This is a genomic window from Streptomyces sp. RG80 (assembly GCF_040446465.1).
Classification (GTDB): domain Bacteria; phylum Actinomycetota; class Actinomycetes; order Streptomycetales; family Streptomycetaceae; genus Streptomyces.
In genome coordinates, this window is sequence record NZ_JBEAAJ010000004.1 from 171392 (window position 1) to 185946 (window position 14555).

Sequence of the window (14555 nt, forward strand, 5' to 3'; positions counted from 1 at the left end):
GGGACGGGCGAGCGCGTGGCCGAGGCGGCAGACTTCCAGGGGATGAGTCCCTCACCTGCCCGCCGCTGGTTGCGGCGCACCGGAGCCCTGCTCGCGGGGGCGCCCCTGCTGGCCGGACTGCTCCAGCTGCCCGCCGCCGCGCCCGCCGAAGCCGCGTCCGGCTCCAGCACCGTGGACGTCTCCCTGGACACGCTCACCCCCAGCGCCCCCACGGACGGCGACACGCTGACCGTGTCCGGCACCGTGACCAACAACGGCAAGCAGGCGGTCACCGACGCTCAGGTGGACCTGCGCATGGGACCGGAGCTCAGCACTCGCTCGGCGATCGACACCGTCGCCCAGCGCACCGACTTCCAGCCCGGGCTCGACGGGACCGTCGTCGGCGGCAAGTACGTCGAGAAGTTCACCAAGCTCGCCCCGGGCGTGGCCCAGAACTTCAGCATCTCCGTGCCGGTCGACGAGCTGGATCTCGGCGCGGACGGCGTCTACCAGCTCGGCGTCTCCCTGACCGGAGAGACGTCCGCGCAGCAGTGGCAGCAGGTGCTCGGCATCCAGCGGACGTTCCTTCCGTGGCAGCCCGAGGGCGCCGACACCAAGACGAAGACGACGGTCCTGTGGCCGCTCGTCTCCACCGTCCACATGACGGCGGAGACGGGGTCCAACGAACAGCAGACGCCGGTCTTCCTCGACGACGACCTCGCCAAGGAGATCGCCCCGGGCGGCCGCCTGGAGCAGATGCTTTCCCTGGGCAAGGAGCTGGACGTCACGTGGGTGATCGACCCGGACCTGCTGGCCTCGGTCGACGCCATGACCCGCACCTACCGTGTCGAGTCGAGCAGCGGCACCGTCGCGGGCACGCATCAGCGGGTGGCGATGCAGTGGCTGGCCGAGCTCCAGGAAGCGGTCGCGGACAAGGAGGTCGTCGCCCTCCCCTTCTCCGATCCGGACCTGGCCTCCCTCGCCCACAACGGCACCACTGTCACCGGTTCGCTGAGCCACCTCAAGGAAGCCACCGACGCCGCCACCACCACGGTGAAGACGGTGCTGCACGTGACGCCGAGCACCGATTTCGCGTGGCCCGTCGAGGGTGCCGTCGACCCGTCGATCGTCAAGGTCGCCACCTCCGCCGGCGCCGACAAGGTGATCGCGCGCAGCGACAGCCTCCAGGAGACCGGCGGACTGACGTACACGCCCTCCGCGGCCCGTCCCATCGGCGGCGGCACCACGGCGGTCGTCGCGGACGCCCGGCTGTCCACGGCCTTCGAGGGCGATCTGACGAAGGCCTCCACCGCCACGCTCGCCGTGCAGAAGTTCCTCGCGTCGAGCCTGGCGCTCAACGTCCAGACCGACAAGCAGCGCAGCATCGTCGTCGCCCCGCAGCGTATGGCGACGGCGAGCCAGGCCCGGGCGATGGCCGAGGCCGTTGCCGCCCTCCAGGACGGGAACTGGTCCCAGGCCCAGGACCTCACTGCGGCCGCCGCCGCGAAGCCGGACCCGAGCGCCACCACCAAGGTGCCGCCGACGTCCGCGTACCCGTCCTCCCTGCGTAAGCGGGAACTGCCGAAGGCGGCCTTCGAGGAGATCGCGACCACACAGGGCGAGCTCGACAAGTTCAAGGTCATCCTCAGCGACCAGTCCCGCGTGGTGACCCCCTTCGGGCGGGCCATGAACCGGGAGATGTCCACGTCGTGGCGCGGCCGTGCCGCCGAGGCGCAGCGCTACCGCACCAGCGTGAAGGTCTACCTCGAATCCCTCGCCGACCAGGTCAAGCTGATCGACAAGTCGGAGACCAAGCTCTCCGGACGCAGCGCCACGATCCCGGTGACCGTGCAGAACAATCTGGTGCAGGGCGTCGAACACCTGGTTCTGCGGCTCACCTCCACAAGCCCCACCCGCCTCAAGATCGGCGACGGCGACTACCAGGAGCAGCGGGTCGAGGTCTCCGGCGGGCACAGCCAGTCGGTGAAGTTCACCACCTCGGCCCAGGCCAACGGCCGGGCGACGGTGACCGCCCAGCTGTACACGGAGGACGGCCAGGCCTACGGCGATCCGGTCCAGTTCGACGTCAGGGTCACCGAGTTCACGGCCACGGTCATGCTGGTCATCGGCGGCGGCTTCCTCCTGCTGGTCCTCGCCGGCTTCCGGATGTACACGCAGCGCAAGCGCGCCGCAGCGCGGGAGGCCGCGGAGGCCGACCTCGACGAGGCCGGCCAGGCCGACGAGGCCGCGGACGGCTCGGAGAACCTCGAGGCCCCCGAGGACCGTCCCACGGAGGAGTCCGGTACTCGACGCGGGGCAGACGACCCGCAGCAGGCGAGTGACCCTGCACCGGACACCGCAGCGGAAAGCGCCGACCCGTCCGGCACGGGTGAGAGAGTGGACCGTTGAGGATGTCGTGGCCGTCGATGGGCCCGGGACGATGAGGTGGGGTAACCATGAACGCGCCGTACGACGGTGACCGCGGCCAGGCCGCGGGCAGCCCGGGTCACCCCGAGGGCCCGCCGCCCGAGCACGGCCAGGTACCGCAGCAGCCTCCGGCGGACATGTACCTCCAGGACGCCTACGACCAGGACCCCTACCGGGCACAGGACCTCTCCGCCCAGGACCCGGTCGCCGAGGCGCTCTACGACCGCGCCGCGCACCCCCCGCCGCCCCCGGGCACCTACCAGCCACAGCAGCCGTTGTACGCCCAGCCGCAGCAGTCGCCGTACGCCCCCGACCCGCACGTGTGGGCACAGACGCCGGCGCCCGAACCGGACGGCCCGACCCAGTACCTTCCGTACGGCGACGATCCCCGCACCACCCAGTACGTCGGTGTCGACGACCTCGTCACGCACTCCGCCGAGGAGCGCCACGAGCCGGACGCCTTCGCCCACCTCTTCCGGGACCAGCAGCAGGGCGGCGGAAACCCGTCCTACCAGCCCCCGTCTGTCCCCGGCCCGTCCCCGGCACCGGTCCCGGGCGCCGTGCCGCCCATGCCGCCCTCCGCGGACCGGACCATGAACCTGGGCACCGCCCCCGTACCGCCTCCGGCCTCGCCGGCTCCGGCGAAGAAGGGCGGGAAGGCCGGCGGTCTGCTGAAGTCGAGCGCGGTGATGGCGGCGGGCACGATGGTGTCGCGGCTCACCGGGTTCGTCCGCTCGGCGATGATCGTCTCCGCTCTGGGCCTCGGCCTCCTCGGCGACTCCTTCCAGGTCGCCTACCAGCTGCCGACGATGATCTACATCCTGACCGTCGGCGGCGGCCTCAACTCCGTCTTCGTGCCGCAGCTGGTGCGTGCCATGAAGGACGACGAGGACGGTGGCGAGGCGTTCGCGAACCGTCTGCTGACCCTGGTGATGGTCGCGCTCGCCGCCCTCACGGCGATCGCCATGCTCGCCGCGCCGCTCCTGGTCAGCGCGCTGTCCGCGAAGGTGGCCAACGACCCGGCCGCCAACGAGGTGGCGGTCACCTTCACCCGGTACTTCCTGCCCTCGATCTTCTTCATGGGCGTCCACGTGGTGATGGGCCAGATCCTCAACGCGCGCGGCAGGTTCGGCGCGATGATGTGGACCCCGGTCCTCAACAACGTCGTCATCATCGTGACGCTCGGGATGTTCCTGTGGGTGTACGGCACCGCGGAGCGCTCCGGCATGGAGGTCACGAACATCCCGCCGGAGGGCCAGCGACTCCTCGGCATCGGTGTTCTGCTCGGCCTCGTCGTCCAGTCCCTGGCGATGATCCCGTACCTGCGCGAGACCGGCTTCCGGCTGCGGCTCCGCTTCGACTGGAAGGGCCACGGCCTCGGCAAGGCCGCGATGCTCGCCAAGTGGACGATCCTGTTCGTCCTCGCCAACCAGGCGGGCGCGCTCGTGGTCACCCAGCTGTCCACCGCCGCCGGCTTCGACTCCGGCGTCAAGGGCACCGGTTTCGCCGCCTACGCCAACGCCCAGCTGATCTGGGGTCTGCCGCAGGCCATCATCACGGTCTCCCTGATGGCCGCCCTGCTGCCCCGCATCTCCCGCTCGGCCTCCGAGGACGACAGCGGCGCCGTCCGGGACGACATCTCCCAGGGCCTGCGCACGACAGCCGTCGCGATCGTGCCCATCGCCTTCGGATTCGTCTCCCTCGGCATCCCGATGTGCACCCTGATCTTCGGCTCCTCGGGCGCCGACCAGGCCACGAACATGGGCTTCATGCTGATGGCCTTCGGCCTCGGCCTGATCCCGTACTCCGTCCAGTACGTCGTCCTGCGCGCCTTCTACGCCTACGAGGACACCCGGACCCCCTTCTACAACACGGTGATCGTGGCGGCCGTGAACGCGATCGCCTCCGCCGTCTGCTACTTCGTCATCCCGGCCCGCTGGGCTGTCGTCGGCATGGCCGCCTCCTACGGCCTCGCCTACGCGATCGGCGTCGGCGTCGCCTGGAACCGGCTGCGCAAGAAGCTCGGCGGCGACCTGGACGGCACGCGGGTCATGCGGACATACGCCAGACTGTGCATCGCCTCGGTGCCCGCGGCGGTGCTCAGCGGCGCGGCCTGCTACGGCATCGGCCATACGCTCGGCCAGGGCGTGGTCGGTTCATTCGCCGCCCTGATCGCCGGTGGCGCGGTGCTGCTCGGGATCTTCTTTGTGGCGGCCCGCAAGATGCGTATCGAGGAGCTGAATTCCCTGGTCGGCATGGTGCGCGGACGGCTGGGGCGCTGATTGGGGGGTACGCGCACAACCATCGCCCGCCACCGTGTGTCGTGCATAGCGGCGGACTGTGGGCACAATTGGTCTCGGCGTCGGACGGCGCGCACGGAAGTCGGTCGGCGCGCAATGAATGGGGAGGCAGGAACGACGGTGGCGGAACGGAGCACGGCTGCCGTCGACGTGGCAGACAACAGCGGCGACGAGCCGCTGACCGCAGACGCGGACCAGTCCACGGCCGACGGGGTGGCCCAGAACCGGGAGCGGGACACGGACAACAACGAGGCACAGGGGAGTGGCGGGACCGAGAGTCCCGAAAAGGCCTCACCGCCCGAGCTGCACAGCGGCCACAAGCTCGCCAGACGCTACCGGCTCGAGGAGTGCGTCACCCGTCTGGACGGCTTCAGCAGCTGGCGTGCGGTCGACGAGAAACTCCGCCGTGCCGTCGGCGTCCACATCCTGCCCGCGGACCACTCACGGGCGCGTTCCGTGCTGGCCGCGGCCCGCTCGTCCGCGCTGCTCGGCGACCCGCGCTTCGTCCAGGTGCTGGACGCCGTCGAGGAGAACGACCTCGTCTACGTCGTCCACGAATGGCTGCCCGACGCCACTGAGCTGACCACGCTCCTGGCCCCCGGGCCGCTGGAGCCGCACGACGCCTACCAGATGGTCAGCCAGGTCGCCTCCGCCATGGCGGCCGCCCACCGCGAGGGCCTCGCACATCTGCGCCTGAACCCCAACGCGGTCCTGCGCACCTCGAGCGGCCAGTGGCGCATCCGCGGCCTCGCCGTGAACGCCGCGCTGCGCGGCATCACCTCCGACACCCCGCAGCGCACGGACACCGAGGCCATCGGCGCCCTGCTGTACGCGGGACTCACCCAGCGCTGGCCGTACGAGAACGACGCCTACGGCCTGTCCGGGCTGCCCAAGGACGTCGGCCTGATCGCCCCCGACCAGGTACGCGCGGGCGTCCACCGCGGCCTGTCCGAGCTGTCGATGCGTGCGCTCGTCAACGACGGCGCGACCGCCTCCCGCCACGAGTCCGCGTGTACGACGCCGGAGGAACTGGTGAAGGCGATCGGCGAGATGCCCCGCATCCGCCCGCCGGAGCCGGCGTTCACCGCGCCGCCCGAGTACCAGCGCACGACGTACCAGCAGGGCACCTACGGCCGCCCGGCGCCGCACCCGGGCGTCACTCAGCCGATGTCGGCCCCTCCGCCGCCGCTGCAGAGCCGCACCGGCAGGGCCCTGAAGTGGGCCGTGTCGGCGCTGCTGATCGCCGCCCTGGGTCTCGGCAGCTGGCAGCTCGCGGACGCCCTGATGGACCAGAGCAACAAGCCCGACGACACGAACCAGACGCAGACGACGGACGACAACGACAAGGGCGGCGACAAGGTCAAGGCGCCCAAGACGCTCGCCATCAAGGGAGCTCGGGAGTATGTCGCGAGCGGCGACGCCCAGGCCCCCGATGACGTCGATCTGACCTACGACGGCGACAGCTCCACCTTCTGGCGCACCAAGCGCTACAACGAAGGTCCGACGCTCGCGCCCTACAAGCCGGGCGTGGGCATCGTCTACGACCTCGGCTCCTCGCAGCAGATCTCGACGGCGTCGATAGGGCTTCGATACGCGGGCAACAACACGACCGTGAAGCTCTACGCCGCGGACGGCCTCTCGCCCTCGACAGGCGTCGACGGGATGACCGAGATCGGAACCGCCACCACCAATGGCAACTCTCTTACGGTGAAGGCGTCGAAGAAGGTCAAGAGCCAGTACGTGCTGCTGTGGATCACGGCCGTACCGAACGCGCCCTCCGACGGCTACAGCGGCGCCGGCTACAAGCAGGCCGTCACCGACGTGACGTTCAAGGGCTGAGCGCACCGCATCCCAGGGGAGGGGGTCCGATGGCAGATGGCACCGCATACGGCGACGCAAGCGATCAGGACCTCCTCGCTCGTCACGTGGACGGCGATCCCGACGCCTTCGGCGAGCTCGTACGGCGTCACCGGGACCGCCTGTGGGCCGTGGCCCTGCGGACGCTCGGAGACCGCGAGGAAGCCGCTGACGCGGTCCAGGACGCTCTCGTCTCCGCCTATCGGGCCGCCCACACCTTCCGCGGCCAGTCGGCCGTCACGACGTGGCTGCACCGCATCACAGTGAACGCCTGTCTCGACCGAGCCCGCAAGGCGGCCTCCCGCAAGACGTCCCCGGTCGACGACACCGAGCGGCTGGAGCAGCTCCTGGAGCCGCACGAGTCGGCGTCGGCGCCCGCGGAACGCAATGATCTGCACCGCCAGCTCCTGGAAGCCCTCGGCACGCTTCCGCCCGACCAGCGTGCCGCCCTCGTTCTGGTGGACATGCAGGGCTACCCGGTCGCCGAGGCCGCCAGCATGCTCGACGTCCCGACCGGCACGGTGAAGAGCCGCTGCGCCCGCGGCAGAGCCAGACTCCTCCCCCTCCTCGCTCACCTGCGGCCGGAAAAGTCCGGTGGCGGCAGAGAACCTGGCGAAGGACGGAACCGGGTGCAGGGGACATCCGTCCCACCCGCAGCGGAACCTCACGACACGGGTCCCCGCGAGACAGGTCCAGGCGATTCAGCTGCTGTGAAGGGCGGAGGTGGGCGAGCGTGACATCGACAGACACGGCCGGGCACCCGGACGTCGCGGAGATCTCCGACCTCACCGAGGGCCTTCTCCCCCCGTCCCGGACCACGGACGTACGGCTGCATCTGGACGAGTGTGAGCTCTGCGCCGACGTCCACGCGTCCCTGGAGGAGATCCGCAGTCTCCTCGGGTCGATGCCGGGCCCGCCGCGCATGCCCGACGACGTCACCGGACGTATCGACGCCGCATTGGCCGCCGAAGCTCTGCTCAACTCCACAGCCCCCGGTGCCACGGACACTCCCGTGCTCGCCGGGTCGCATGTTTCACGTGAAACATCGGTGCCGGCAGACCGTCCCACCGGTCACGCCCGTGTCTCCACCACCGGCCCGGGACGCAAGAGCCGGCCCCGTGACGGGCGCCGCAGGATCGCCGTCCTCGGCACGGTGTTCACGGTCGCGGCCCTCGGGCTCGGCTCAGTGCTGCTGTCCTCGTTCAACGACGGCAAGCCGTCCGACCCCACCGCACAGGCTGACGCCTTCTCCGGGAAGAAGGTCGAGACCGAGGTCTCCGAGCTTCTGTCACGGAGTTCCATGGGAGTCTCACGTACACCCCACAGTTTCGGGGCGAAAAACATCCCCGAGAACAACCTCAAGAACAAGACCATCCCTCAGGTGCCCGCGTGCGTCCTCAAGGGCATCGGTCGCGACGACGACGCTCTGGCCGCCAAGAAGGGCACGTACGGAGACGACCCGGCGTATCTCGTGCTGATGGACGACGTCAAGGACACCAGCCGGGTCGACGCCTACGTGGTCGACGCCTCCTGCGAGACCGATTCCTCGGCTCCGGCGGAGATTCTGCTGACGCAGTCCTACGCGCGTCCCACGGGCTGACGCTTCGTCTCCCTCCAGCGTGGTATCCCGTACGGTGTCGCCCCTCCGTGTGCCCGGACACACCGGGAATGCGCGCCCCGTAGGATCCGTTGGGTGGGGTGAGAGTTCTGAGAGGGGCTCCCGCCGGCCGTACTGACGCAGTCCAGAGACGAGGAACCAAGCCGTGAGCGACGTCCGTAACGTGATCATCATCGGCTCCGGGCCCGCCGGCTACACGGCGGCGCTCTACACCGCGCGCGCGTCGCTGAAGCCGCTGGTCTTCGAGGGCGCCGTCACCGCAGGTGGTGCGCTGATGAACACCACCGAGGTGGAGAACTTCCCGGGCTTCCAGGACGGCATCATGGGCCCCGAGCTCATGGACAACATGCGCGCCCAGGCCGAGCGCTTCGGTGCCGAGCTCATTCCGGACGACGTCGTCAGCGTGGACCTGACCGGCGAGATCAAGACCGTCACCGACACCGCGGGCACGGTCCACCAGGCGAAGGCCGTCATCGTCACCACCGGCTCGCAGCACCGCAAGCTCGGTCTGCCGAACGAGGACGCGCTCTCCGGGCGCGGTGTCTCCTGGTGCGCCACGTGTGACGGGTTCTTCTTCAAGGACCAGGACATCGCCGTGATCGGCGGCGGTGACACCGCGATGGAGGAGGCCACCTTCCTCTCGCGCTTCGCCAAGTCCGTGACGATCGTCCACCGCCGGGACACGCTGCGCGCCTCCAAGGCGATGCAGGAGCGTGCCTTCGCCGACCCGAAGATCAAGTTCGTGTGGGACAGCGAGGTCGCCGAGATCCAGGGTGACCCGAAGCTGGCCGGGCTGAAGCTGCGCAACCTCAAGACCGGCGAGCTCTCGGACCTCGCGGTGACCGGCCTGTTCATCGCGATCGGCCACGACCCGCGCACCGAACTCTTCAAGGGCCAGCTGGACCTGGACGAGGAGGGCTACCTCAAGGTGGAAGCCCCCTCCACGCGGACCAACCTGACGGGTGTCTTCGGCGCCGGTGACGTCGTCGACCACACCTACCGTCAGGCGATCACCGCGGCCGGCACCGGCTGTTCCGCCGCCCTCGACGCCGAGCGGTTCCTCGCCGCCCTCGCGGACGAGGAGCAGGCTGAGCCCGAGAAGACCGCTGTCTGATCCCCCTTCCACCCCACCCCCGCACAACCAGTTAAGGAGCCCGCCGTGGCCGGCACCCTGAAGAACGTGACCGACGACTCCTTCGAGCAGGACGTCCTCAAGAGCGACAAGCCCGTCCTGGTGGACTTCTGGGCCGCCTGGTGCGGTCCGTGCCGCCAGATCGCTCCGTCCCTCGAGGCGATCGCCGCCGAGTACGGCGACAAGATCGAGGTCGTCAAGCTGAACATCGACGAGAACCCGGGTACGGCCGCCAAGTACGGCGTCATGTCCATCCCGACCCTGAACGTTTACCAGGGTGGCGAGGTCGCCAAGACCATCGTCGGCGCGAAGCCGAAGGCTGCGATCGTTCGCGACCTCGAGGACTTCATCGCGGAGTGACGCTCCCCGTGAAAGCGGAGCGACGTTTCACGTGAAACATGAAGGGGCCGGCCCGTGAGGGCCGGCCCCTTCTCGTTCACAGCGGCCGTAGCGCCGGTTCCTTCTGTACGGCCCCCAGAAGCCGGTCCAACGCCATCTCCACGTCTTCCTTCCAGGAGAGCGTCGTCCGTAGCTCCAGCCTCAGACGGGGATGTGTGGGATGGGGGCGAACCGTCTTGAAGCCGACCGACAGAAGGTGGTCGGCGGGCAGAAGACAGGCCGGCTCCTTCCAACGGGCGTCCCCGAACGCCTCGATCGCCTTGAAGCCCCGTCGCAGCAGATCCTTGGCCACCGTCTGGACCATGACTCTGCCCAGCCCCTGCCCCTGATAGCCCGGCATGATGAACGCTGTCATCAGCTGTACGGCGTCGGGCGAGACAGGGCTCGTGGGAAATGCCGTCGAGCGGGGGACATAGGCCGGCGGAGCGTAGAGCACGAAGCCCACCGGGACCTCGTCGACATACACGACTCGGCCGCACGACCCCCAGTCCAGCAGGACGGCGGAGATCCAGGATTCCTTCTCCAGGGCAGACGTGCCCGCTCTTACCGCGGCTTCGCCACTGACTGGGTCCAGCTCCCAGAAGACACACGAGCGGCAACGCTTGGGAACGTCCTGAAGGTTGTCCAGCGTGAGCGGTACGAGCCGACGCCCCATGAAGGCTGTTCCTCGCTTCCCTCGCCCGCGGCATCGCGGGCGGCTGTCAGAGCGCTCCGTTCCCGGAGCAAGCTGCCGACGAAGCCGCCGACCGCGCCCAGCCCCAGGCCCGCGCTCACCAGTCCGTTACGGCTCACCGTTCGCATGACACCTGCCCTCCCCTGAAGGTGCTGCCGGGTGGTTGCGCCATACCCGATCGCATCGTATCCACGATGTGATTGCCTCGATACCGCCTGAAAGCAAAGAGCGGGCTGTGTCCGGTACACACCGCACACAGCCCGCTCCATCGGCCGTCGGGCATCACGCCCTGCCGACCGCAGGGTCAGTCCTCGGAGTCCTCGGCATCGCCGTCCAGAAGGCTCTTCTGAAGAACCGGCCCCTCGCCGGGGGCGAGCGAACCAAGGATCCGCTCAAGGTCCTCCATAGAGGCGAACTCGACCGTGATCTTGCCCTTCTTCTGCCCCAGATCGACCTTCACCCGGGTCTCGAAGCGGTCCGAGAGACGGCCGGCAAGGTCGGTCAGCGCCGGGGAGACCCGGGTGCCCGCCCGCGGCCCCTTGGCACGCTGAGCCGTCTGCGGCCGCGATCCCATGAGGGTCACGATCTCCTCGACGGCACGCACCGAGAGACCCTCGGCGACGATCCGGTGGGCCAGGCGATCCTGTTCCTCCGAGTCCTCGACGGAGAGCAGGGCCCGCGCGTGCCCGGCGGAGAGGACCCCGGCAGCCACCCGGCGCTGGACAGCCGGCGAGAGCTTCAGCAGACGCAGGGTGTTGGAGACCTGCGGACGGGAACGACCGATGCGGTCCGCCAACTGGTCGTGCGTGCAGTTGAAGTCCTTCAGCAACTGGTCGTAGGCGGCGGCCTCTTCCAGCGGGTTCAGCTGAGCCCGGTGCAGGTTCTCCAGGAGGGCGTCCAGGAGGAGCTTGTCGTCCTCCGTGGCCCGCACGATCGCAGGGATCGCGTCCAGGCCCGCCTCGCGGCTGGCCCTCCAGCGCCGCTCACCCATGATGAGCTCGTAGCGCCCGGGACCGACCTGCCGTACGACGACCGGCTGGAGGAGACCGACCTCCTTGATGGAGGTGACGAGCTCCTGAAGAGCGTCCTCGTCGAACACCTCACGCGGCTGGCGGGGGTTCCGGGTGATGGAGTCGAGGGGCAGCTCGGCGAAGTGGGCGCCGACCGGAGCCGTAAAGGTCTCCGCGGAGCCGTTCAGCGACGGCTCCTCAGCCTCAGGTGCAACAGGCGGCAGCGTGGCCACCTTCGCCGCGGCCACTCCGCGGTCGGTCGTCAGTACCGGTACGGCACTCGGAGACGCGGAACCGGCGCCCCCGACCGCGGCCGGAGCCGGTGTCTTCTCCGTCGGGGCAGCAGGGATCAGTGCGCCGAGCCCACGGCCCAAACCCCTCCGTCGCTCGCTCACTGAATGCCCTCCACCATGCTCGGGTTGCTCTGGGTGCCGATATGGGCCTGCGTCGGGTCGTAGGCGACCCCCACGCCCTTCAGCGCGATTTCTCGTGCCGCCTCAAGATAGGAGAGGGCACCGCTCGATCCTGGATCGTAGGTCAGCACCGTCTGCCCATAACTCGGCGCCTCGGAGATACGGACCGAGCGGGGAATGCTCGTCCGCAGCACCTCGTCGCCGAAGTGGGTGCGCACCTCGTCCGCGACCTGGGACGCAAGGCGCGTCCGGCCGTCGTACATGGTGAGCAGGATCGTCGAGACGTGCAGGTCGGGGTTGAGGTGCCCCCGTACCAGATCGACGTTGCGCAGCAGCTGCCCCAGCCCCTCCAGCGCGTAGTACTCGCACTGGATCGGGATGAGGACCTCGGCGCCGGCGACCAAGGCATTGACCGTCAGCAGACCGAGCGAGGGCGGGCAGTCGATGAGGATGTAGTCGAGCGGGTGCTCGTACCCCTGGATGGCCCGCTGGAGCCGGCTCTCACGTGCCACCAGCGACACCAGCTCGATCTCCGCGCCGGCGAGATCGATCGTGGCGGGAGCACAGAAGAGGCCCTCGACATCCGGCACCGGCTGGACCACTTCGGCCAGCGGCTTGCTGTCGATCAGCACGTCGTAGATCGAAGGCACTTCGGCGTGATGGTCGATACCCAGGGCCGTGGATGCGTTCCCCTGCGGGTCGAGGTCGATCACGAGGACACGGCCGCCGTGCACCGCCAGCGAAGCGGCGAGGTTGACCGTAGTAGTCGTCTTACCCACGCCACCCTTCTGGTTGGCGACCACGATGACGCGGGTCTGCTCGGGCCGTGGCAGGCCCTCGCCGGCGCGGCCCAGAGCCTCTACCGCCTGTTGGGCAGCACGACCGATGGGAGTGTCGTCCATAGGGGGCAATGTTTCACGTGAAACATCGCCCCTCATCGATTCGGTACGGGGACCGGGGACCGGATCGGTCATCGGTCCCGCGATGTTGGCGTCGGACCGCAAGGATTCACTCTCCTCGACTTCAGGCTCGCAATGAACAGAGCCTCCCATGTCTTCGGGGTCGTGAACCAGTGAGGCCTGGTGTTCTGTGGAGAAATCCACCTCTGTGGACAACTCCGTTACCTCTCCAAGTGACCCGAGAGGCTTCCGGTCGCGAGGTTCGGCCGCAGCGCGACCACGGCTGATGATGCCGTGCAGCAGTGAGCGACGTTTCACGTGAAACACGATGCACAGCCCGCGGCGCCGAACTGTCGCGACACTCCGGCATGCGTAGGTTTGGCAGCTTGTGTGGAGTACGTCTCGTCGTCAGGACGGATCAATGACGCCGTCGGCACAAGCCGTCCCCGTCAGCACAAGCTGCCCCCGACGCCACCTCCACCCCGGCTATCCCCGACGCCTCCGCGCCCGCCCCGTCCGAGCCGCCTTGGCCCGCTTCGCCGCGAAACGCACACCGCCGGGGCTCTCACCGACCTCGACCCGCACCACTGTGGACAGGGGATCCACCACGCCCTCCCCGACCTGCAGGACCGACGTCTCGACAGCGCCCAGCTTGCTCAGTGCGGTGCCCGCCGCCTTGAGCTCCTCCTCCGCCGTGTCGCCCTTGAGCGCGAGCATCTCGCCGTACGGGCGCAGCAGCGGGATGCCCCAGGTCGCCAGTCGGTCCAGCGGGGCCACGGCTCGTGCCGTCACCACATGGACCGGCGGCAGCTTGCCCATGACCTCCTCGGCGCGGCCGCGCATGACCGTCACATGGTCCAGGCCCAGCAGCTCCACGACCTCGGTCAGGAAGGTCGTACGCCGCAGCAGGGGCTCCAGCAGCGTGATCTTCAGGTCCTCCCGGACGAGCGCCAGGGGAATGCCGGGCAGCCCGGCGCCCGAGCCGACGTCGCACACCGTCACGCCCTCGGGGACGACCTCCGAGAGCACCGCGCAGTTCAGCAGGTGCCGCTCCCACAGCCGGGGCACCTCACGCGGGCCGATGAGACCGCGCTGCACGCCCGCCTCAGCGAGCAGCTCCGCGTAGCGCACCGCGTCCGCGTAGCGATCGCCAAACACCTCGCGCGCCTGCTCGGGCGCGGGGGGAAGCTCCGCTGCCTCCGTCACGGGGACCGTCCTTCCGTACCACGATGGGCGCACGCGGCGCCGATCACCACAACCACCAGAACTATCAGGCTGACAAAGTTCGGCCCCGTCTGCGCTACAGACGGGGCCGGAGGAACGTACGGACCGATCAGGCGGGGAGCACAACGACGAAGCGCTGCGGCTCCTCGCCCTCGGACTCGCTGCGCAGACCGGCGGCCTTGACCGCGTCGTGCACGACCTTGCGCTCGAACGGGGTCATCGGCTGCATCTTCACGGGCTCGCCGGTGCTCTTGACCTCGGCTGCGGCCTTGGCACCCAGCTCGGAGAGCTCGGCACGCTTCTTGGCGCGGTAGCCCGCGATGTCCAGCATCAGACGGCTGCGGTCCCCGGTCTCCCGGTGCACGGCCAGGCGCGTGAGCTCCTGGAGCGCCTCCAGCACTTCGCCGTCCCGGCCGACCAGCTTCTGCAGGTCGCGGCCGCCGGAGTCGCTGATGATCGACACAGCGGCGCGGTCGGCCTCGACGTCCATGTCGATGTCGCCGTCGAGGTCGGCGATGTCGAGCAGACCCTCGAGGTAGTCCGCCGCGATCTCGCCCTCCTGCTCCAGGCGGGACAGGGTGTCTACACCCTCGGCAGCGGCGGAGGTGGTGCCTTCCGTCACGG

The 14555-nt window shown here is 69.3% G+C and carries 12 protein-coding genes; 7 read left to right on the forward strand and 5 right to left on the reverse strand.

Going from position 1 to position 14555, the window contains the following annotated elements; all coding sequences use genetic code 11:
- The first annotated feature begins 15 nt into the window (after positions 1-15).
- From ABKA17_RS14860 to trxA, 7 genes are all read left to right on the forward strand, one after another.
- On the forward strand, positions 16-2388 hold the full coding sequence (locus tag ABKA17_RS14860) for a DUF6049 family protein (RefSeq protein ID WP_353692504.1): 2373 nt from the start codon (positions 16-18) through the stop codon (positions 2386-2388).
- Positions 2389-2435: 47 nt separating this feature from the next.
- Entirely contained in the window at positions 2436-4688 is a 2253-nt protein-coding gene (gene murJ, locus ABKA17_RS14865) for a murein biosynthesis integral membrane protein MurJ (RefSeq protein ID WP_353692505.1), read from the forward strand.
- Positions 4689-4826: 138 nt separating this feature from the next.
- A complete protein-coding gene (locus tag ABKA17_RS14870) occupies positions 4827-6545 on the forward strand; it encodes a protein kinase family protein (RefSeq protein ID WP_353692506.1) in 1719 nt (572 codons plus the stop codon).
- Between the two features lie 29 nt (positions 6546-6574).
- Positions 6575-7300, forward strand: a complete 726-nt coding sequence (gene sigM / locus ABKA17_RS14875) for an RNA polymerase sigma factor SigM (protein ID WP_353692507.1) — start codon at positions 6575-6577, stop codon at positions 7298-7300.
- Complete coding sequence (locus tag ABKA17_RS14880) at positions 7297-8163, forward strand: anti-sigma factor family protein (RefSeq protein WP_353692508.1); 867 nt, start codon at positions 7297-7299, stop codon at positions 8161-8163. The genes sigM and ABKA17_RS14880 overlap by 4 nt, the downstream gene beginning before the upstream one ends.
- Before the next feature lie 163 nt (positions 8164-8326).
- Positions 8327-9295, forward strand: a complete 969-nt coding sequence (trxB, locus tag ABKA17_RS14885; protein ID WP_353692509.1) for a thioredoxin-disulfide reductase — start codon at positions 8327-8329, stop codon at positions 9293-9295.
- Positions 9296-9340: 45 nt separating this feature from the next.
- Positions 9341-9673, forward strand: a complete 333-nt coding sequence (trxA, locus tag ABKA17_RS14890; RefSeq protein ID WP_003991504.1) for a thioredoxin — start codon at positions 9341-9343, stop codon at positions 9671-9673.
- Between the two features lie 76 nt (positions 9674-9749).
- Here the strand turns inward: trxA and ABKA17_RS14895 are convergent, their stop codons facing one another.
- The 5 genes from ABKA17_RS14895 to ABKA17_RS14915 all read right to left on the reverse strand — a co-directional run bounded on the left by ABKA17_RS14895 (position 9750) and on the right by ABKA17_RS14915 (position 14553).
- Positions 9750-10367, reverse strand: coding sequence for a GNAT family N-acetyltransferase (locus ABKA17_RS14895; RefSeq protein ID WP_353692510.1), 618 nt, complete (start codon positions 10365-10367; stop codon positions 9750-9752).
- 322 nt (positions 10368-10689) lie between these two features.
- Entirely contained in the window at positions 10690-11790 is a 1101-nt protein-coding gene (locus tag ABKA17_RS14900; protein WP_353692511.1) for a ParB/RepB/Spo0J family partition protein, read from the reverse strand.
- Positions 11787-12860, reverse strand: a complete 1074-nt coding sequence (locus ABKA17_RS14905; protein ID WP_353692996.1) for a ParA family protein — start codon at positions 12858-12860, stop codon at positions 11787-11789. Before ABKA17_RS14905 ends, ABKA17_RS14900 begins: the two co-directional genes overlap by 4 nt.
- Positions 12861-13193: 333 nt before the next feature.
- On the reverse strand, positions 13194-13913 hold the full coding sequence (gene rsmG / locus ABKA17_RS14910) for a 16S rRNA (guanine(527)-N(7))-methyltransferase RsmG (RefSeq protein ID WP_353692512.1): 720 nt from the start codon (positions 13911-13913) through the stop codon (positions 13194-13196).
- Between the two features lie 127 nt (positions 13914-14040).
- Entirely contained in the window at positions 14041-14553 is a 513-nt protein-coding gene (locus tag ABKA17_RS14915; RefSeq protein ID WP_353692513.1) for a Jag family protein, read from the reverse strand.
- Between the last annotated feature and the right edge of the window lie 2 nt (positions 14554-14555).

Coding starts and splice junctions, on each gene's coding strand:
- murJ (WP_353692505.1), top strand. CDS start 2,436: ATGAACGCGCCGTACGACGGTGACCGCGGCCAGGCCGCGGGCAGCCCG.
- sigM (WP_353692507.1), top strand. CDS start 6,575: ATGGCAGATGGCACCGCATACGGCGACGCAAGCGATCAGGACCTCCTC.
- ABKA17_RS14895 (WP_353692510.1), bottom strand. CDS start 10,367: ATGGGGCGTCGGCTCGTACCGCTCACGCTGGACAACCTTCAGGACGTT.
- ABKA17_RS14905 (WP_353692996.1), bottom strand. CDS start 12,860: ATGGGAGGCTCTGTTCATTGCGAGCCTGAAGTCGAGGAGAGTGAATCC.